The 20,214-nt window shown below is 72.9% G+C and carries 15 protein-coding genes and 1 pseudogene; 13 read left to right on the top strand and 3 right to left on the bottom strand.

Translation table 11 applies throughout. The annotated features are described in order from the left end of the window. Positions 1-78 precede the first annotated feature (78 nt). Positions 79-2,457 carry a M28 family peptidase gene (locus GA0070616_RS09560; RefSeq protein ID WP_091079609.1) on the bottom strand — a complete coding sequence of 793 codons (2,379 nt, stop codon included), beginning with the start codon at positions 2,455-2,457 and terminating at the stop codon, positions 79-81. Positions 2,458-2,656: 199 nt separating this feature from the next. Here GA0070616_RS09560 and GA0070616_RS09555 point away from each other — a divergent pair, with 199 nt between their 5' ends. The 7 genes from GA0070616_RS09555 to GA0070616_RS09525 all read left to right on the top strand — a co-directional run bounded on the left by GA0070616_RS09555 (position 2,657) and on the right by GA0070616_RS09525 (position 11,535). Then, a complete protein-coding gene (locus GA0070616_RS09555) occupies positions 2,657-3,865 on the top strand; it encodes a PP2C family protein-serine/threonine phosphatase (protein ID WP_091090336.1) in 1,209 nt (402 codons plus the stop codon). After that, positions 3,862-5,637 (top strand): sensor histidine kinase, encoded by a 1,776-nt coding sequence (locus tag GA0070616_RS09550; protein WP_091079606.1) that lies wholly within the window; start codon positions 3,862-3,864, stop codon positions 5,635-5,637. Before GA0070616_RS09555 ends, GA0070616_RS09550 begins: the two co-directional genes overlap by 4 nt. Next, positions 5,634-6,086: a response regulator gene (locus GA0070616_RS09545; RefSeq protein WP_091079602.1), complete on the top strand. Its 453-nt coding sequence runs from the start codon at positions 5,634-5,636 to the stop codon at positions 6,084-6,086. Before GA0070616_RS09550 ends, GA0070616_RS09545 begins: the two co-directional genes overlap by 4 nt. After that, positions 6,079-6,888, top strand: coding sequence for an inositol monophosphatase family protein (locus GA0070616_RS09540; RefSeq protein ID WP_091079598.1), 810 nt, complete (start codon positions 6,079-6,081; stop codon positions 6,886-6,888). Before GA0070616_RS09545 ends, GA0070616_RS09540 begins: the two co-directional genes overlap by 8 nt. Before the next feature lie 242 nt (positions 6,889-7,130). Then, positions 7,131-8,147 (top strand): coiled-coil domain-containing protein, encoded by a 1,017-nt coding sequence (locus GA0070616_RS09535; protein WP_425412933.1) that lies wholly within the window; start codon positions 7,131-7,133, stop codon positions 8,145-8,147. Positions 8,148-8,183: 36 nt separating this feature from the next. After that, positions 8,184-9,737 carry a fused MFS/spermidine synthase gene (locus tag GA0070616_RS09530; protein WP_091079593.1) on the top strand — a complete coding sequence of 518 codons (1,554 nt, stop codon included), beginning with the start codon at positions 8,184-8,186 and terminating at the stop codon, positions 9,735-9,737. Positions 9,738-9,807: 70 nt separating this feature from the next. Continuing rightward, entirely contained in the window at positions 9,808-11,535 is a 1,728-nt protein-coding gene (locus tag GA0070616_RS09525; protein WP_091079589.1) for a serine/threonine-protein kinase, read from the top strand. Between the two features lie 14 nt (positions 11,536-11,549). On the opposite strand, the gene GA0070616_RS09520 is transcribed toward GA0070616_RS09525, so the two are convergent. Beyond that, positions 11,550-12,218, bottom strand: a complete 669-nt coding sequence (locus GA0070616_RS09520) for a potassium channel family protein (RefSeq protein ID WP_091079585.1) — start codon at positions 12,216-12,218, stop codon at positions 11,550-11,552. Continuing rightward, complete coding sequence (locus GA0070616_RS09515; protein ID WP_091079582.1) at positions 12,208-13,542, bottom strand: TrkH family potassium uptake protein; 1,335 nt, start codon at positions 13,540-13,542, stop codon at positions 12,208-12,210. Before GA0070616_RS09515 ends, GA0070616_RS09520 begins: the two co-directional genes overlap by 11 nt. Before the next feature lie 140 nt (positions 13,543-13,682). Here GA0070616_RS09515 and GA0070616_RS09510 point away from each other — a divergent pair, with 140 nt between their 5' ends. The 6 genes and pseudogenes from GA0070616_RS09510 to GA0070616_RS09485 all read left to right on the top strand — a co-directional run. Then, entirely contained in the window at positions 13,683-14,804 is a 1,122-nt protein-coding gene (locus GA0070616_RS09510; protein ID WP_091079578.1) for a glycerophosphodiester phosphodiesterase, read from the top strand. A 637-nt stretch (positions 14,805-15,441) separates the two neighbouring features. Continuing rightward, positions 15,442-16,650 (top strand): substrate-binding domain-containing protein, encoded by a 1,209-nt coding sequence (locus GA0070616_RS09505; protein WP_091079574.1) that lies wholly within the window; start codon positions 15,442-15,444, stop codon positions 16,648-16,650. A 6-nt stretch (positions 16,651-16,656) separates the two neighbouring features. Next, positions 16,657-17,400: an ABC transporter ATP-binding protein gene (locus GA0070616_RS09500; RefSeq protein WP_091079570.1), complete on the top strand. Its 744-nt coding sequence runs from the start codon at positions 16,657-16,659 to the stop codon at positions 17,398-17,400. Continuing rightward, positions 17,400-18,200, top strand: a complete 801-nt coding sequence (locus GA0070616_RS09495; protein ID WP_245712711.1) for an ABC transporter ATP-binding protein — start codon at positions 17,400-17,402, stop codon at positions 18,198-18,200. Before GA0070616_RS09500 ends, GA0070616_RS09495 begins: the two co-directional genes overlap by 1 nt. Then, entirely contained in the window at positions 18,200-19,090 is an 891-nt protein-coding gene (locus tag GA0070616_RS09490) for a branched-chain amino acid ABC transporter permease (protein ID WP_091079566.1), read from the top strand. Before GA0070616_RS09495 ends, GA0070616_RS09490 begins: the two co-directional genes overlap by 1 nt. After that, positions 19,087-20,184 (top strand): annotated as a pseudogene (locus GA0070616_RS09485) (branched-chain amino acid ABC transporter permease); the annotation flags it as partial. The gene GA0070616_RS09490 and the pseudogene GA0070616_RS09485, both read left to right, overlap by 4 nt. Between the last annotated feature and the right edge of the window lie 30 nt (positions 20,185-20,214).

Genomic DNA, 20,214 nt, shown 5'->3' with positions numbered 1-20,214 from the left:
GTTCCGCCGCGTGGCGTGCCCGGCCGGTTCCGGACAGCCCCGCCCGGCCGGCTCCGGATGCCGGCCGGGCGACGCCGGTCAGAGTGGGTACGTGCGGGCCACCGCGAGCATCTCCGAGCTGTGCGAGCCGGCGACCCCGACGTCCGGCGGGCGGGGGCGGAAGCCCGGCAGCCCGTCCAGTCCGTCGCTGGCGTCCATCGCCCGGAACGCCACCTGATCCGTCTTCGGCGTGACCGTCAGCGTCACCTCGATCCCCTCGGCCGGCGGGGCGTGGAAGACCACCCCGAAGCCCCAGCGGCCCGCGCGGGTCTCCACCGGCACGGCCCGGCCCGCCACCTCCGCGCGCAGCACCGTCGCGGTGGCGGAGTCGACGTGCAGGGTGGTCAGCCGTACCGGCCGCTGCGGGGTGAGCCGCAGCCGCAGGGTGCGTTCCGCGCCGGCGCTGGTGTCGGCCAGCACGTCGAGGCGCGGCGCCGGCAGGTCGGCCGGTTGGGCCGGGCCGCCGAGCAGGTCGTCGTCGCCGATCCCGGGGAACTCGTCGGCCACGGAGACGTCGCCGTCGACGTACCCGTCGGTCCACGGCTGCGGATCGGACTCGTGACTGAGCCAGCGGGCCTGGCCGGTGCCGGCGTCGAGCGCGTACATCAGGTGGGTCGGCGCGGGATGCGCGGCGTCGAAGCGGTCCTCGGCGAGCCCGACCCCGGCGAACACCACCGCGGCCAGCGCGGCGGCACCGGCCGGCAGCGCGCCCAGTCGGCGGGCCCGCGCCGCGACCAGGCCGCGCTGGCCGCCGGCCTGTGGATGCAGCAGGTCCACCACCGGCAGCACCGCCAGGCCCAGCAGCACCGCGAACAGTGCCGCCACCCCGCCCATCGCCATGCCCAGCGCGGGGAACAGCAGCACCACCGTGGGCAGCAGCACCAGCACGGCCACCGCACCGGCGGCGGTCACCGCGACCACGGGCCACGGCCCGTCGACCCGGGTGGACAACGCGACCAGGGCACCGGCCGCGCCGGCCAGGGCGGGCAGGCTGACCAGGTACGCCCCACCCGGAACCAGCACCGCGAGGAGCACCCCGAGCAGAGCCAGCCAGCCCAGCCCGCCCAGCGCCAGCGCGGCCGGCCCGACCCGGCGGCGGGTCACCGCGTACCAGGCGACCAGCACCGTCGCGGCCAGGGCGACCACGGCCAGTCGGTACCAGGTCGGCCGGTACGGGTCGAGCAGTTCGGCGTGCCCGGGACGGACGGCGGTGACGCCCGCCCAGAACAGTTGCGCGGCCACCGGCGCGACCACGACCGGCACCAGGGCCAGCCCGAAACCGGCGGCCAGGCGGCCGACGGTCGCCCGGCCCCGCCTCACGGCCAGCCAGCCGGCGGCGGCCACGGCGGCCACGGCGAGCAGGGCCAGCGGCAGCACCAGCCAGCCTGGGTAGTGGAGCAGGCCGCCGGGCACCGGGAAGTAGGTGGCGTCGTGCCCGGCGCGCAGGTCGGCCAGGTCCATCCCGCCGAACTCCCGGGCCAGCCCCAGGGTGTTGTCGCCGTGGTGCTGGAGGCTGGCCCGGTCCATCGCGGCGGGCGTGTCCAGCGGGGTGTGGTAGATCGCCCCGCCGTCCAGGTAGGCCGAGTTGAGCCCGAGGAACCCCGCGCCCAGGAAGGCGGTGAAGTCGGTGTCGTTCGGCAGCGCCCGGTAGACCTCCACCGCGAACGAGGTGCCGACCGGGTGCGGGGCGGCCCGACCGAAGGCGGCCACCAGCGCGGCGTTGTTGCGTGACGTCTCGAACATGATGACCGGGCCGGTGGTGCCGCGGGCCTCGAGGTTGAGCACCACTCCGCCGTCGGCGGCCAGCGGGTGCTCCGACGCGAACGCCGACGCGCCGCACAGGCACGCCTCCTCCGCGTCGGTGAACACGAAGACGACGTCGTTGCGGGGCCGGGGACCTTCGGTCAACGCCCGGGCCACCTCCAGGATCGCGCCCGTTCCGGCCCCGTCGTCGTTGCCGCCCGGCCCGGACTGCACCGAGTCGTAGTGGGCGACGAGGAACACCTTCCCGGTCGGGTCGGTGCCGGGCAGTCGGGCCACCACGTTGCGGACCCGGGCCAGCGTCGCGCCGCCGGCCGCGCCGCTGAGCTGGCCGGCCTCCTCGGCGACGGTGTCCTGCACCGTGGTCTCCAGGCCCAACCCGCGCAGCACCTGCTCCAGGTGGGCGCGAACCTGGTCGTTGGCGGGGCTGCCGGCGGGGTGTGGACGGGCGGCGACGACCTCGACGTGCGCGTACGCCCGGCCGGCGCTGAACTCCCCGGCCGGCGCGTCGGCCGGACGGGGGGCGGGGGCGCGCAGGTCGAACACGGTGCCGGCGGCGACGGCGACGAGCGCGGCGAGCGCCGCCACGGCGGCCGGGACACGCCGACGCGGCCGGGAGAGCGCGCGGTCGGCGGCGGGGACGGGGGGTGCGCCCACGACGACTCCTCGGGGGGTGGGGGCAGGGGTGGACATCATCCTCCATGGCACCCGCCGCTGCTTCCGCCAGGTTGTGTGCGAACGTTGTCTAATACAGGATCAGCGGGGCACTCGGAAGGAGCCCGACATCACCAGCGATCACCCGCCCGTCGCGGCGGTGGCCCGCCCGCAACGGGGGACCGGTACGACCGGTCCCTCCGTGGTGTCGTGGGCGTATCCGCGTGGTGGTCTCGGACCGCACCCGAATCTGCCCCCGGGCGAGCGGCTGCGGGTCCTGCTGGTCGAGGACGACGAGGGCGACGCCTTCCTGGTCGGGGAGCTGCTGGCCGAGGCGAACTCGGGGATCGAGCTGCTGGTGGCGACCAGCCTCAGCGAGGCCCGGCAACGGATCGCCGGCGTGGACTGCGTCCTGCTCGACCTCGGTCTGCCCGACGCGCAGGGCTTGGACGGGCTGCGGCAGGTGCTGGAGATGTCCCGCAGCTCGGCCGTGTGTGTGCTGACCGGCCGCTCCGACGAGCACCTGGGCATCGTCGCGGTCGCCGAAGGCGCTCAGGACTACCTGGTCAAGGGGCAGGTCGACGGCGTCCTGCTGACCCGGGCGCTGCGGTACGCGGTCGAGCGCAAGAGGGCCGACGAGAACGCCCGCCGGCTGCGCGAGGTGGAGCTGCGCCAGGCCGAGTCCGCCCGCCTGGAGCGCGGCCTGCTGCCGCAGCCGCTAATGTCCACCGACCAGATCGCGGTGCACACCTTCTACCGGCCCGGTCGGCACGCCGCGCTGATCGGCGGGGACTTCTTCGACGTGGTGCAGACCCGGCCCGACCGGGTGGACCTGATCGTCGGTGACGTCTGCGGCCACGGGGCGGACGAGGCGGCGCTGGGCGTCGAGCTGCGGGTCGCCTGGCGGGCCCTGATCCTCGCCCGGGTGCCTGACGACGAGGTGCTGCCCGCGCTGGAACAGGTGCTGATGAGCGAACGCCGCCTCCAGGAGATCTTCGCGACGGTGGCGACGGTGCGGCTCGATCTCGACGTCAACCGGGCGACCGTACGCCTGGCCGGGCACCCGCCGCCGTTGCTGCTGGCCGAGGGCCGGGTGGTGCCGGTGCCGGCGCCCGGCGGCCTGCTGCTCGGCGTGCGGCCCCGCCGCCCCGTGGCTTTCGACCTGGAGTTCGACACCGAGGACTGGTCCCTGTTGATGTACACCGACGGCCTGATCGAGGGGCGGGTGGGCGTGGGCGACGAGCGCCTCGACGTGCCCGGCCTCAGTGGTCTGCTCGCCGAGCCCGACAGCCGAGCCGTGCCGCTGGCCGAGTTGCCCGCCTGGCTGGTCGGCCGGGCGGAGCAGATCAACGGTGGTCCGCTCGCCGACGACGTCGCCATGTTGCTGGTCAGCCGGGGTGGTGGCCGGTGACGGCGCGGGAGACCGGTGGCACTCTCCGCGGCCGGCTGGTGGTGCTGATCGCGATCGTGAGTGTGCTCCTGGTCGGCGTGGCCGTCGCGGCGGCGGTGGTGGCCACTCGCAACCGGGCCCAGATCGACGCGGTGCTCAACGAGACCGGTCCGCTGCGCGCCCAGTCGCAGGAGCTGCTCGCCGTGCTGGTCGACCAGGAGACGGCGATCCGCGGATTCGCCCTGACCGGTGATCAGCAGGACCTCGCCGCGTACGCCACCGGGCTGGACCGGGAGCGGAACCTGGTCGACTCGATGTCCCGGCTGCTGACGGACTATCCGCAGCTCCAGGACGAGTTCGCCGTGGTGCGGCAGCGGGCCGAGCAGTGGCGGCAGAGCGTCGTGATCCCGGTGATCGCCGCCATCGACAACGGCGGCACCGCCGCCGGGCAGGGGCTGCTCACCGACGAGGCGCGGGAGCAGTTCGACCAGATCCGGTCGGCCGTGAACACCCTCCAGGACGGCATCCTCGAAGCCCGGGAGCAGACCGCCGGGGACGTCCGCACCACCAGCAACATCCTGGTGGTACTGCTGATCGTCGCGGCACTGGTGGTGGTGGTGGCCGGGGTGCTGCTGCTCACCTCGCTGGAGCGGATGGTCATCCGCCCGCTGGCCCAGCTCGCCGGGCAGGTGCGCGACGTGGCGGAGGGCGACTACCAGCACGGCATCGTCGGCAGCGGGCCGCCGGAGTTCCACCACCTCGGCGAGGACGTGGACGCGATGCGCCGCAAGATCGCCGCGGACCTGGCCGAGGTGCGCGAGGCACGGGAGCGCATCGAGTGGGTCAACTCCCAGCTCCAGAAGCAGGCCGAGGAGCTGACCCGCTCCAACCGTGACCTGGAGCAGTTCGCCTATGTCGCCTCGCACGACCTCCAGGAGCCGCTGCGCAAGGTCGCCAGCTTCTGCCAGTTGCTCCAGCGTCGCTACGCCGGCCGGCTCGACGAGCGGGCCGACCAGTACATCGCCTTCGCGGTGGACGGCGCGCAGCGGATGCAACGCCTGATCAACGACCTGCTCGCGTTCTCCCGCATCGGCCGGCTCACCAGCGGCTTCACCGAGGTCGACCTCGACCGGGTGATGGGTGACGTCGCGGCGCAGACCGAGGCCGCCCGGCAGTACGCCGACGCGGAACTGACCTGGGACGAGCTGCCGGTGATCAGCGGCGAGGAGCCGTTGTTGACCAACCTGCTGGCCAACCTGGTCAGCAACTCGATCAAGTTCCGGCGGCCGGACGTGCCGCCGAAGGTGCACGTGTCGGCCCGCCTGGTCGACGGCGAGTGGGAGATCTCCTGCCGGGACAACGGCATCGGCATCGAGCCGGAGTTCGCCGACAAGATCTTCGTGATCTTCCAGCGGCTGCACGCGAAGGACGCGTACCCGGGCACCGGCATCGGGCTGGCGATCGTCAAGAAGATCGTGGAGTACCACGGCGGGCGGGTCTGGGTGGACACCGACGTCGACGAGGGCACCACGATCCGGTTCACGCTGCCCGCGCTGCCCGACGCCACGCAGGACGACGCTGCCGGGGAGGCCGAGGTGGCGGGAGCCGCCGCGACGTCGGCCGACGGGGAGCCTGCGCCCGACGGGGAGCCTGCGGCCGACGGCGATCCGGCGGGCGGACCGCGGGCCGGGGCGGACGATGGCGCGCCCACGGCGACCGGCGACGGCGCGGACGACACCGGCGCGGAGCCGGGAAGCGGTAGGCAGGGTGGCATGAAGGAGACGGTGGGATGACCGCGCCGGCGGACGGCAACAGCCCGATCGAGGTCCTGCTGGTCGAGGACGATCCGGGCGACGTGCTGATGACCCAGGAGGCGTTCGAGGAGCACAAGCTGCGCAACCGGCTGACGGTCGTCTCCGACGGCGCCGAGGCACTGGCGTACCTGCGCCGCGAGGGCCGGTACGCCGACGCGGTGCTGCCGGACCTGATCCTGCTCGACCTGAATCTGCCCCGCCGCGACGGCCGGGAGGTGCTGGAGGAGATCAAGAAGGACGAGCAGCTCTGCCGGATCCCGGTGGTCGTGCTCACCACCTCCCAGGCCGACGAGGACATACTGCGCAGCTACCAACTGCACGCCAACGCGTACGTGACGAAGCCGGTCGACTTCGACCGGTTCATCTCGGTGGTCCGGCAGATCGACGAGTTCTTCGTCAGTGTGGTGAAGCTGCCGCCGCGTGGCTGACACCCTGCTCGACGACGTCGCCGGGCTGCTGAGGGAGACCGCCGACGAGGTCGTCCTGCCGCTGTTCCGGACGCTCGACGACGCCGACGTCACCGAGAAGGCCCCCGGCGAGCTGGTGACCGTCGCCGACCGGCGGGCCGAGGAGAAGATCACCGCGGCGTTGCGCCGCCTGCGTCCGGGTTCCGTCGTGGTCGGCGAGGAGGCGGTGGCCGACGATCCCGGGCTGCTGCGGCACCTCCGGTCGGACGGGGACGTCTGGCTGGTCGACCCGGTCGACGGCACCTCGAACTTCGCGGCCGGACGCCGGCCGTTCGCGCTGATGGTGGCGCTGCTGCGTGACGGCGAGGCGACCGCCGCCTGGGTGTTCGACCCCCTCGCCGGCACGCTCGCGGCGGCCCGGTCGGGCGAGGGCACGTACCTGGACGGCCGGCGGGTGCGCACCAGCGCCGACGTGCGGCCGGTGGGTGCGCTGCGCGGTGCCGCGATGACCCACTTCCTGCCGCCCGACTCCCGTGCGGCGATGGAGGCCGGCGGCGGCCGGATCGGGCAACTGCTGCCGGGACAGCACTGCGCGGGCCGGGAGTACCTGGACATCCTCACCGGCGAGCAGCAGTTCGTCCTCTTCTGGCGCACGCTGCCCTGGGACCACGGCCCGGGGACCCTGCTCGTGCGGGCGGCCGGTGGGGTGGCCCGCCACCTCGACGGCACGGAGTACCACCCGGCGGACTCCGAGATCGGGTTGCTGGTCGCCGCGAACGAGCAGGTGTGGGGCGAGGTCCACGCGGCCCTCGTCGCCCGCTGACCCGCTCCACCGGACCGGTCCCTGCGGGGCGGGCGTGGCCGTCGACACCTCGTACGCCCTGCGTGACGGCATGGTCGCGGAGTGTGGAGCATCGGCGGTGCTCGGGGTTCGCGGGGAGGGACGACGGCGTGCGGTCCGGTATTCTGACCGGCGGTCTCCGCCAGCAGGCCGCCGTCCGGCGCCGGTGGAGACGCCGCCGGGTCGCTCCTCGGGGGCCGGCGGTTGACCGGAAGGATGCCTTCGTGCGCAGGACCATGCCCGTCGGGTGGCGCGGTGCCCGCCCGTTGACCACCCTGCTCGCCGTCGCGGCGCTGCTGTTCGGTCTGGGTGCCGTGCCCGCTCACGCCGAACCGAACGAGGGTGGCACCAAGAAGCTGCGGGACGCGTTGGCGGCCACGGCCAAGGCGCACATCGAGGCCAAGCGCAAGCTGGACACCTCGAAGAAGCGGCAGAAGGAACTGGCCCTCCAGGTGACCATGATGGAGACCCGGCTGGTCGACCTGACCGCGCAGGTCGGCGAGGTGGCCGCGCAGTCGTACAAGGTGGGGCGGCTGACCCCGGCGGCGATGCTGCTCGACAGCGCCAACCCGGAGCTGTTCGTGCAGCGGGCGGCGAGTCTCGACATGCTGGCTCAGCGCGACGGCCGGCGGGTGCGGGAGCTGACCGACGCCCGCGAGGAGGCCCGCCAGGCCAAGATCGCCCTGGACGGTGAGGTGCGTGAGCAACGCAAGCAACTCGCCGTGATGGCCAAGAAGAAGAAGGAGGCGGAGGCCGCCCTCGCGGAGGTCAGCTCCGGCTCCAGCGGCGGGTTCAGCGGCGGCAGCTCCACCTCGGCGAGGCCCGCGCCGCGCAACTCCGACGGTTCGTGGCCGTCCGAGTCGTGCTCCGTGGACGACCCGACCACGTCCGGCTGCATCACGCCACGCACTCTCAACGCCCTCAACCAGACGAAGGCGGCCGGTTACAAAAGGTACGTCTCCTGCTACCGCAGCGGTGGGTCGGGCGAACACCCCAAGGGTCGCGCCTGCGACTTCTCGGCCGCCACGGGCGGCTTCGAGGACAGAACGGCCACCGGCGGCGACAAGTCCTACGGCGACAGCCTGGCCGCCTGGCACGTGCGCAACGCCAACCGGCTGGGTGTGCTCTACGTCATCTGGTACCGCCAGATCTGGCACCCGGGCACCGGCTGGCGGGCGTACGGCGGCAGTGGCAGCCCGGCCGCCGACCACACGAACCATGTTCATCTCTCGATGTACTGACCCGGCGACCCAGTTTCACTGCGTAGCATCGCGCGGGTGAGTTCCCCAACGCCCGACGTCACGGTCCCGCCCGCCCTGCCCGACCCGGCACCGCCACGGGCCCTGCCGAACGCCCTGGCCGCCTTCCTGGTGTTCTTCTCCAGCGGCGCCGTGCTGGTGCTGGAGACCGCCGCGCTGCGGCTGGTCGGCCCGTACGTCGGGGTCACCCTCCAGGTGACCAGCTCGGTCATCGGCATCGCGCTGGCCGCGATCGCGTACGGGGCCTGGGCGGGCGGTCGACTGGCCGACCGGCGCGACCCGCGCACCCTGCTGGCCCCCGCGCTGGTGCTGTCCGGTGTCGCCACGGCGGTCACCCTGCCGGTGGTGCGCTACGCCGGGGAGGTGCTGCGGGGTGGGGCGGCCAGCGCCGTCCTGCTGCTGGTCGCGCTGGCCGTGTTCGTGCCGGCGTTGCTGCTGTCGGCGGTCACCCCGCTGGTGGTGAAGCTTCAGCTCGCCGACCTGCGCCGCACCGGTCAGGTGGTGGGCAAGCTGTCCAGCGTCGGTACGCTCGGCGCGGTCACGGCGACCCTCGTCACCGGCTTCGTGCTGGTCGCCGCGCTGCCCAGCACGGTCATCCTGTTCGGGCTGGCCGCCGCGCTCGGCGTCGCCGGGATCGCCCTCGGCGTGTGGCTGCACCGGCAGGACCGCACCGAGTTGCCCGGCCCGGCCCGCGCCAAGGCGGCCCTGGCGGTGCTGGGCCTGGTCGGGGTGGGCCTGACCACCGTCGCACCGGACCCGTGCGACATCGAGACGGCGTACCACTGCGCCCGGGTGGAGGTCGATCCGGCGCGGGACAGCGGGCGGACGCTGCTTCTCAACTCGGCACGGCACTCGTACGTGGATCTGGCCGACCCGACGCACCTGGAGTTCGCGTACACCCGGTGGATCGGGGCGGTCGCCGACGTGGTGGCCCCGCCGGGGCGGCGTCTCGACGCGCTGCACCTGGGGGGCGGCGGGTTCACCGTGCCCCGCTACCTGACGGCGACCCGGCCGGGCACCGACAACGTGGTGTTCGAGATCGACGGCGGGTTGGTGGACCTCAGCGAGGAGAAGCTCGGCGTACGCCAGGGGCCCGACCTGCGGGCGGTGGTGGGCGACGCCCGGATGCTCGTCGCGGAGGAGGGCACCGACAGCCGCGACTTCGTGGTCGGCGACGCCTTCGGGCACCTGGTGGTGCCCTGGCACCTGGCGACCCGGGAGATGGTCGCCGAGGTACGCCGGGTCACCCGGCCCGGCGGCGTCTACGTGCAGAACGTGATCGACTATCCGCCGCTGCGCTTCATCCGCAGCGAGGTGGCCACCGTCGCCGCCGAGTTCCGGCACGTCGCCCTGATCGCCCCGCCGGAGGCCCTCGCGGGGGAGCGGGGCGCGAACTTCCTGATCGTCGCGTCGGACGCGCCGCTGCCGCTGGCCGCCGTACGGGCCCGTCTCGACGCCGACGAGGAGCCGGTGAGCCTGCTCTCCGGTGCCGACCTGACGGCCTTCGCGGGTGACGCCCTGGTCCTCACCGACGACTACGCACCGGTGGACCAACTGCTCGCCACCGCCTGATCGGGTGATTGCCTGACCGATTCCGACCGGCCAGGTGTAGCCGGCCCGGGGCCGGGCAACAACGCACATCATGGGTGGAGCGGCACGCAAGGGCGCGCAGCTGCTCGGTGAGCGGTACCGGCTCATCGAGCAACTCGGCGCGGGTGGCATGTCCGTGGTCTGGCGCGGCTACGACGAGGTGCTCGGTCGTCAGGTGGCGGTGAAGGTGCTCGCGTCGCGGCTGGCCGCCGACCGGGCCTTCCGGCACCGGATCCGGATCGAGGCCCAGGCCTCCGCGCGGCTGTGCCACCCCAACATCACCAACGTGTACGACTACGGCGAGTCCGAGCAGGTCGGGCTGACCGTGCCGTACGTCGTGATGGAGCTGGTGGACGGCGCCCCGCTCACGGCGCGGCTGTCCCGCGACGGGCACCTGCCGTGGCGGGAGGCGGTGGCGATCGGCGCGGAGGTCTCCTCGGCGCTGGCCACCGCGCACGCCCGGGGCGTGGTGCACCGGGACGTGACCCCGGGCAACGTCATGCTCACCCCGACCGGCGTGAAGGTGGTCGACTTCGGCATCTCCGCGCTGGTGGGGGAGAGCGAGAAGGGCCCGGACGGCGCACTGCTCGGCACCCCCGCGTACCTGGCCCCGGAGCGGCTGGACATCGGCCAGGTGTCCCCGGCCACCGACGTGTACGCCGTGGGCCTGCTGCTGTACCGGATGCTGACCGGTCGGCTGCCCTGGCAGGCCGACACCACCACGCAGATGCTGCGCGCCCACATGTACAACGACCCGGAACCGATGCCACCGGTGCCGGGGCTGCCCGACGACGTGGTCGCGTTGGTGCACCGCTGCCTGGCGAAGCAGCCGACTGACCGCCCGTCGACGGCGGAACTGACCCGTACCCTCGCCGAGGCGGCCGGGATGGTTCCGGCGGTGCCGGTCACCGCAGAGGGCACGCCCACCGACCCGGCCCTGCTGGCGAGCGTGGGCACCACCATCCTGCCCTGGTCGGCGGCGACGGACGCGCTGCCGTTCTCCGGGGCACGGGCCCGCCGGGCGACGGCCCGGCGACGCCGGATCGAGGCGGGAGTGGTCGCGGCCGGCCTGCTGGCGGTGACGGGTGCGGTGTGGGGGGTGACCTCGCGTAGCCCGGCCAGCGGCGGGATCGACCAGCCCACGCAGGCCCGGATGGGTGTCGAGCAGCGGGTCCCGTGCCAGGTCACGTACGCGCTGCGCACCGACTCGGGCAAGGACTTCACCGCCGAGGTGACCCTGACCAACACCGGCGACCGGGAGCTGCGGGACTGGACGATGAGCTTCACCTTCCCGGGCGGGCAGACGGTGACGAAGGCGGCGCCCGCGCCGGTGCGTCAGCAGGGCCGGGCAGTGGTGGTGCAGCCGGTGCCGGAGCGTCCGGCGCTCGCGCCCGGTGCCGCGGAGAAGGTCGACCTGACCGGCACGTACACGGGTGCGAACCCACTGCCGGTGCAGTTCCGGGTCGGCGAGTCGGCGTGCGCGGTGCAGGTCTCCGGGGTCGCGGGCACCGCACCGAAGGTCGAGCCGACCCCGAAGACCCCGACGAAGAAGGCGACCACCTCGACCAAGGGCGGCTCGGGCGGCACCAAGGGGAAGCCGTCGAACGACGGGAAGGCGAAACCGGCGGACGGGAGTAAGGGGAAGCCTCAGCCCAAGGGCGCCAAGAAGGGGTCGGGTGGCGGAAAAAAAGCGGTCACCCCGGACGCGGACGGGGACGGGGATGACGACGACGGGGATGACGACGATGACGGTGACGACGACGGCGGGGACGACGACTGAGCGGTGTGCCCGGCTCAACTGAGCGCGGCGAAGCCCTGCACCTGCTCGATGGTGCCCTCGATGACCAGCATGCTGTCGCGGCCCAGCCGGATGTCGTCCGTGGCGTAGCGGAAGCGTTCGCCGGGCAGCTTCACCCCCACCACCCGTACGCCGCACCGCTGTGCCGGACCGATTTCGCCCAGGGTGCGGTCGACCAGCGTGCCGGGGGCCCGGACCTTGGCGATGGCGAAGTCGTCGCCGAACTCGACGAAGTCGAGCATCTTGCTGACGATCAGGTGCGCCACCCGCTCGCCGGTCTCCGCCTCGGGGAAGATCACATGGTGCGCGCCGACCGAGTCCAGGATCTTCGCGTGCTTGTCCGAGGTGGCCCGCGCCCAGATCTGCGGCACACCCAGCTCGACCAGGGCGAGCACGGTGAGGACGCTGGCCTCCACCGACGCGCCGATGGCGACCACCGCCCGACGGAACTCCGCCACCCCGAGCTGGTGTAGTGCGCCCTCCTCGGTGGCGTCGGCCTGCACCACCCGCTCGAGGTGGTTCGACCACCGCTGCACCTGTTCGGGGCTGTGGTCGATGGCGAGCACCTCGTGGTCGAGCGCGACGAGCGCGCTGGCCAGGTGGCAACCGAAGCGCCCCAGCCCGATCACGACGATGCCGTTGGAGTCCGTGTTCCTAGCCGACAATGGGTTGCTCCTCCGGGTAGCGGTACAGCCTGCGGCGGGTGTTCAGGGCCAGTGCCGAGCCCAGGGTGAGTGGGCCGACCCGGCCGACGTACATCAGGGCGGTCAGCAGCAACTGCCCACCGTCGGACAGCGACGACGAGATGCCGACCGACAGCCCGGTGGTGCTGAACGCCGACACGACCTCGAACAGTGCCTGGTAGAAGACGACGCCCTCGGTCAACAGGATCAGCATGGTGGTGCCGCCGGCCACCAGAGCGACGCTGAGCAGGGTGACGGCGAGGGCCTGCCGCTGACTGGACGTCGCCACCCGGCGGTGCCCGACGGTCACGTCGGGTTCCCCGCGCAGCTCGGCCCAGATGGTGTAGCCGAGCAGGAAGAACGTGGAGACCTTGATGCCGCCGGCGGTGCTGGCACTGCCGCCGCCGACGAACATCAGACCGATCAGCAGCGGATAGCTCTCCTCGGTCAGCAGGTCGGTCGGGAACATCTCGAAGCCGCCGGTGCGGGCGAAGGCGCTCTGCCCGAACGAGGCGAGCAGTTTGCCGGGCACGTCGTACCGGCCGAGGGTGCGTGGGTTGGCCCACTCGGCGAGCAGCAGGCCGGCGAACCCGACGACCAGCAGGACCACGCTGCCCCAGATCGTGAGTTTCGTGGCGACCGCCCAGCGCTTCGGCTTCCGCCAGTGCCGGGCGGCCTCGAACAGGGCCGGGAAGCCGAGTCCGCCGACGATGCCGCCCATGGCCAGCGGCAGCGAGACCCAGGGGTCGCGGGAGAACGCCAGCAGGCTGTCGGTGTAGAGGGTGAAACCGCCGTTGTTGAAGGCCTGCACGGAGTGGAAGGTGGCCGACCAGAGCGCTCGGGCCGGGGAGTAGTCGTACGCCAGCCAGAGCCGGCCGGTGAGGACGACCGTCATGGCCAGTTCGCAGGCCAGCGCCGTGGCCGCGATGCGCAGCACGAGCCGGCGGACGTCGCCGACGCCGTACTCCTGCGTCTCGGCCTGGACGAGCAGCCGGTTGTGTATTCCGAGTTGCCGGGAAACCGTCAGGAAGACCAGCGCGGCACCGGTGAGGATGCCCAGGCCGCCGAGTTGGGTGAGCACGGTGATCAGGGCGAGCCCGGAACCGGACCAGTAGTTGGGGGTGTCGGTGACCGTCAGGCCGGTGACCGAGATGGCCGACGTGGCGGTGAACAACGCCTCGACGAAGCCGGTGCGCTGGTACTCGATGGTGGCGGGACGCAGCATCAGCAGGCCGGTGCTGGCCAGGATCGTCACCAGGAAAGCGAGCGGCACCAGCCGGACGGGGTGACGAAGGAACCGGCGCACCAGACAATCTTCCTTTCTCCGGCGTTTCGGGGTGGGGAAACGGTGCCGGAGAGCGTTCACCCGCTGGTCAGGCGTCGACCAACTGCCGGCCAGACCCGCCCGGTCTGCTGTGGGCGATCCCTCGACGACAGGAGACGGCGTTGCGACGTTCCCTTTCCGCCCTCGGTGTTTCCGTGGCCCTGCTGGCCGCCGCCGTGGCCGTGCCCACGGTGGCCGCCTCGGCCGGCCCGGCCCACCAGGACCGGGCCCACGCCACCGACCGGCCGATCGTCATCGGCCACCGGGGCGCCAGCGGCTACCGGCCGGAGCACACCCTGGAGGCGTACCGGCTGGCGATCCGGCAGGGTGCCGACTACATCGAGCCGGACCTGGTCTCCACCCTCGACGGCGTGCTGGTCGCCCGGCACGAGAACGAGATCTCCGGCACGACCGACGTGGCGGACCGCCCCGAGTTCGCCGACCGCCGCACCACGAAGACCATCGACGGCGTGACGGTGACCGGCTGGTTCACCGAGGACTTCACGCTGGCCGAGCTGCGCACGCTGCGCGCCAAGGAGCGCCTGCCGCAGGTGCGGGTGACGAACACCGCCTTCGACGGCCGGTTCCAGGTGCCGACCCTCCAGGAGGTCATCGACCTGGCCCGGGCCGAGAGCCGGGCCCGGGGCCGCACCATCGGCGTGTACCCGGAGACCAAGCACCCGACGTACTTCGCCTCCATCGGGCTGGCGCTGGAGCAGCCGCTGGTCGAGGTGCTGCGGCGCAACGGGTGGACGAGGCGCTCCGCCCCGGTGATCATCCAGTCCTTCGAGACCGCGAACCTGCGCGCGCTGGACAGGGTCATCGACGTGAAGCTGGTCCAGCTCCTCGACGCCACCGGCCGCCCGTACGACTTCACCGCCGCCGGGGACGCCCGCACCTACCGTGACCTGGCCACCCCGGCGGGCCTGCGGTGGATCTCCCGGTACGCCGACGGCATCGGCGCGAACAAGAACCTGATCGTGCCCCGCGACTCCGCCGGGCGGCTGCTCGCCCCCACCACCCTGATCCGCGACGCGCACCGGCAGAGGCTGGTCGTGCACGCCTGGACGTTCCGGGCGGAGAACATGTTCCTGCCCGCCGACCTCCGCATCGGCACCGACCCGAACGCGCGCGGCGACATCCAGGCCGAGTACGAGCTGTTCTACGGGCTGGGGCTCGACGGCGTGTTCACCGACCACCCCGACACCGCGGTGGCCGCCCGGTCGGGGCTGCCCCGCCGCTGACCACCGTTGCCCTTGGTCGGGCGGGTGCCGCCGCTCCGACACCCTGACCGGTGTCATCTCGACAGCGGGGCAACCTCGACCACCTGAGGGCGGGTGATCAGCCGTTCGACGGTCGACCCGGCTCGTTCTGATCTGCCACGTGTCGGTCCGTCACCCGTCTCCGGGTGGCGGACCGATGGCAGTTCCGGGATCCGGGGCTGCCGGACCCCGGGACCGCGTGCCGAGGTCGCGGCGGGACAGCGCCAGTTCCGGCCGGTTGTGCTGCCCGCCTGCCTGATCGACGCGACGTGCGGCACGTCGGGCCGACCGCCGTCATGATCGACTCTGCTTGCGGCAAATCGGGCGATCAAGCCGCCGGATCACACCAACTTGCCGCAAGTCGTTGCAATGCGGAGCCGATCACCGCTACCTGCGGTGGCCCGGCCGGTGGCCCGGGGCGACACATCGGTGGGTGTGCGCGTGGGGGCGGAGGCCATCGCCCACCCGGGACGCCGCCCTCGCCGCCCCGGTGTTGTACCGGCCGGCCACCCCACCTCCGTTACTTGTGTGTTTCCGCCACATAGCCCGTGGGTGACGTCACTTCTAGCGTGAGCCGACACATGACGTTCCTTCCTCCCAGTCCTCACGTGGAGTCGCAATGACGGTCCGGACGACGCGGCGGGTGTTCCTCTCCGCCGCCACGATGATGGCCGCGGCGCTCGCCGCCACGGCCTGCGGCAGCCCGCAGGACACCGCCACCGGCAGTGACGGCGACAACGCCGCCCCGGTGAAGGTTGGCCTGGTCTACTCCCAGTCGGGCGCGCTGGCCAGTTACGGAAAGCAGTACATCGAAGGGTTCAGGGCCGGCCTGGACTTCGCCACCAAGGGCACCGGCAAGGTGGGCGACCGGGCCGTCGAGATCACCGAGGTCGACGACGCGGGCGACCCGGCCAAGGCGGTCTCCGCCGCCAAGGACCTGATCGGCAAGGGGCACAGGATCATCGCCGGTTCGACGGCGTCCGGGGTGGCCCTCCAGGTCGCCCCGATCGCCGCGCAGAACAAGGTCCTGTTCATCTCCGGTCCCGCCGCCACGGACGGCCTGACCGGCGCGAACAGGTACACGTTCCGCTCGGGCCGGCAGTCGTACCAGGACGTGGTGACCGCGAGGTCGTTCATCGGTGACCCGGCCGGCAAGAAGGTGGTGGTCTTCGCCCAGGACGGCGCGTTCGGCGACGCCAACGAGGCGGCCGTCAAGGCCGTCATCGGCGGTGCGGGCGCCACGGTCACCAGCGTCCGGGCGCCGGCGAGCGCCACCGAGTTCACCCCGTTCGCCAGCCAGATCAAGGCCGCCGAGCCGGACCTGCTCTTCGTCGCCTGGGCCGGCACCACCGGACCGGCCATGTGGCAGACCCTCGACCAGCAGGGCGTGCTCACCTCCACGACGGTGGTCACCGGGCTGGACATCCGCGCAACCTGGCCCACCTTCGGCGCGGCCGGCAGCAAGATCTCGTTCCTGTCGCACTGGTTCGACGGGGCGGCCGACACCGAGGCGGCGAAGGCCGCCAAGGCGAAGGTGCCCGGCGGTGTCCTCGACCTGTTCCACCCGGACGGCTTCGCCGCCGCCCAGATGGTGGTGCGGGCGATCGAGGAGGGCGGCGACGACGTCGAGAAGATGGTGACCGCCCTGGAGGGCTGGAGCTTCGAGGGCGTCAAGGGTGCCATGACCATCCGCGCCGACGACCACGCCCTGCTCCAGCCCATGTTCCAGGCCAGTCTGACCGGCAGCGGCACGGACTACACCGCGACCGTGCAGAAGGCGCTCACCGGCGACGAGACCGCCCCGCCCGTCGTGGCGATGAAGGGCTGATCGCCGATGCTCGCCACCCGCGGTCTGACCTGGCGGATCGGTGAGGTCGCCATCGTCGACGAGGTGACCCTCGACCTGGCACCCGGGGAGTTCCTCGGCGTGATCGGGCCCAACGGCGCCGGCAAGACCTCGCTGTTCAACCTGATCACCGGGCTGCGCCGGGCCACCGAGGGCCAGGTCACCCTCGACGGGCGGGACATCGGCGGTCTCCCGCCGCACCGGCGGGCCCGGCTCGGGCTGGGGCGTACCTTCCAGGCGTCCTCGGTCTTCGGCTCGCTCAGCGTGCGGGAGAACGTCCGGCTCGCCGTGCAGGCGTACCGCGGGGGTTCGATGAAGTTGTGGCGGCGGGCGGCGGCCGACCGGGAGGTGGCCGCCGCCGCCGACGCGGCGCTCGACCGGGTCGGCCTCGCCCACCGGGGTACGGCGCTCGCCGGCACCCTCGCCCACGGCGAGAAACGCAAGCTGGAGATCGCCCTGCTGCTCGCCGCCGAACCGCGGGTGATGCTGCTCGACGAGCCGATGGCCGGGGTCAGCGCCGAGGACGTGCCGGAACTGGTGCAGGTGATCCGCTCGCTGACCGGCGACAGCGGCCGGGCGGTGCTGATGGTGGAGCACCACATGGACGTGATCCTGGAACTGGCCGACCGGATCGCCGTCATGCACCACGGCGCGCTGCTGGCCTGCGACACCCCGGAGACGGTGATGGCCAACCCGACGGTGCAAGAGGCATACCTGGGGGAGTCCCTCTGATGGAACCGGTGCTCAGTGTGCGGGACCTGTCCGTGCGGATCGCCGGACTGCACATCCTCCAGGGGGTGTCGTTCACGGTGGCCCCCACCGGCGTCACCGTGCTGCTCGGCCGCAACGGCGTCGGCAAGACCACGACGCTGCGCGCGGTCGTCGGGCTCACCCCCCGCGCCGGTGAGGTGCGCGGCGAGGCCCGGATGGACGGGCGCAGCCTCCTGGAACGCCCCACCCACCGGCTGGTCCGTGACGGGCTCGGCTACGTGCCGGAGGACCGCTGCGTCTTCGCCGGCCTCACCGTCGCCGAGAACCTGCGGCTCGCCGAACGGCGGGGCACCACCCCGGCGTACGACCGGGTGTACGCCCTCTTCCCCGAGCTGGACCGGCGCGGACGGCAACGGGCCGGTTCGCTGTCGGGCGGCCAGCAGCAGATGCTCGCCATCGGTCGGGTGCTGCTCAACGACAACCGGCTGCTGCTGGTCGACGAGCCCACCAAGGGGCTGGCGCCGAAGGTGGTGACCGAGGTGGCCGAGGTGCTGGAACGGGTTGCCGAGAACGTGCCGGTGCTGCTGGTCGAGCAGAACCTGGCCGTGGTGCGGCGGCTCGCCCACGACGCGGTGGTGCTCGCCGCCGGGCGGGTGGCCTGGGCCGGTGACGCGCGGGAGCTGCTGTCGGAGGCCGCGTTGACGAGGTCACTGCTCGGCGTCGGCTCGGCCGAGGGCCACCACCACGTCGGGCCGCCCGGCGAGCCGGGCGCCGCCGACCCCGCCGCCGTGCCCGCCACGACGCCGAAGGACAGCCACTGATGGACACCGTGATCCTGTTGACGCTGACCGGGCTCGGCCTGGCGGCGCTGTACTTCCTGGTCGCCTCCGGGCTGTCGCTGGTGTTCGGCCTGGCCGACGTGTTGAACTTCGCGCACGGGCTGTTCCTCGGCGTCGGCGCGTACGCGACCTGGTGGGCGGCCGGGAACCTGCCCGGTGCCGGCCCGGACGGCTTCGGGTTCGTGCTCGCGGTCGCCTTCGGGGTGGCCGCCGGCACGTTGGTCGCGGTGCTGGTGGAGCTGGTGTTGATCCGCCCGCTCTACTCCCGCACCATCGAGCAGGTGCTGGTCACCGTCGGCCTGTCGCTGGCCGGGGTGGCGCTGCTCCAGGCCGTGTGGGGTGCCGACGCCCGGCCGTTTCCGCGCCCGGAGTGGACCCGGCAGGTCACCGGCATCCTGGGGGCACAGGTGCCCAACGGCGGCCTGCTGCTGATCGTCGCGGCGGTGCTGGTGCTCGGGGCGATCCTGGCATTCCTCCGCTGGACCCGCTACGGCCTGATCATCCGGGCCGGGGTGGAGAACCGGGAGATGGTCACCGCGCTCGGCATCGACGTGCGCAAGGCGTTCACCCTGGTCTTCGCCATCGGTGGGGCTGCTGCCGCGCTGGCCGGGGCGCTGGGCAGCGTCTACTTCGGCACCGTGTCACCGCAGCAGGGCGGCTCGTTGCTGATCTTCGCCTTCATCGTGGTGGTCATCGGCGGCATGGGCTCGGTGGTCGGGTCCGCGTACGCGGCCGTCGCGGTGGGGCTGCTGCAACAGTTCGTCAACTACTACGGCACCTCCGGGCTGGGCGACATCTGCGTGGTCGCACTGCTGGCCGTGGTGCTGCTGCTGCGCCCGCAGGGCATCGCCGGAAAGGTGGCAACGGCATGACCGAGGTCAAGAGTCCCGAGAGCGCGGCGCCCCCGGCGGCGGTGCCCGGGGAACTGACGCCGCACGGCGGGCCGTGGGGCCGGCTGCGCCCCTTCCTGCCGTTGGTCGCGCTGGCGGTGGCGCTGGTCCTGCCGTACTCGACGCTGCACCTGCCGGGCGTCTTCGAGGGGGCGCTCAACTCGCCGGGCACCCTGCAACTGCTCGCCGTGTGCCTGGTCTTCGGTGGCCTGGCCGCCGGGTACGACCTGCTGTTCGGTCGCACCGGCATGCTCTCCTTCGGGCACGCTCTCTACTTCGCCGCCGGGGTGTACGGCACCGACATCCTGATCACCCGGGCCGGGCTGCCCCTGTGGCAGGCGGCGCTGCTGGCCGTCACCGGCGGGACGATCCTCGCCGGGCTGCTCGGGGCGGTGGCGCTGCGTACGGTCGGCATCGCCTTCGCCATGGTCACGCTGGCCTTCGCCCAGGTCGGGGCGATCCTGGTGGCCCGTGACTTCGGCGGGCTGACCGGCGGCGAGGAGGGCCTGCCGCTGGACGTCTCCGGGCTGCCGGCGGGCCTGGTCGGGGTGGCCAACACGGTCAACCTGTACTGGCTGGCCCTGGCCTACCTGGTCGTGGTGGTGTTCGTCGTGCACCGGGTCAGCGGCTCGCCGACCGGGCGGGTGCTGGCGGGGCTGCGCGACGACGAACGGCGGATCGGGGTGCTGGGGCTCGACCCGTACCGCTTCAAGTTGGTGGCGTTCACCCTGGCCGGCGGTCTCGCGGCGGCGGGTGGGGTGGTCTACTGCCTGATCGTCGGTGGCGCCTCGCCGCACATCACCAGTAGCGAGCTGACCCTGTCGCTGCTGGTGATGGTGGTGCTCGGCGGCCCCGGCACCCGGTGGGGCCCGGTGCTCGGCGGCATCCTCTACGTCTACCTCGACCACCGGCTGGTCTCCGTCGGTTCCTCCGGCGCGGTGGACGCCCTGCCGGCGTTCCTCAGCCGGCCGCTGTCCCAGCCGCTGTTCGTGCTCGGCACGGTGTTCATCCTGGCGGTGTACTTCTTCCCCGGTGGCCTGGCCAGCCTCGCCGCCCGCATGCCCTTCCTCCGCCGTCCCACCCCTGACCCTCGCTGCCCCACCCCC

This window comes from Micromonospora nigra, assembly GCF_900091585.1.
In the GTDB taxonomy this organism is placed as follows: domain Bacteria; phylum Actinomycetota; class Actinomycetes; order Mycobacteriales; family Micromonosporaceae; genus Micromonospora; species Micromonospora nigra.
This window is presented reverse-complemented; position numbering and strand designations above follow the sequence as displayed.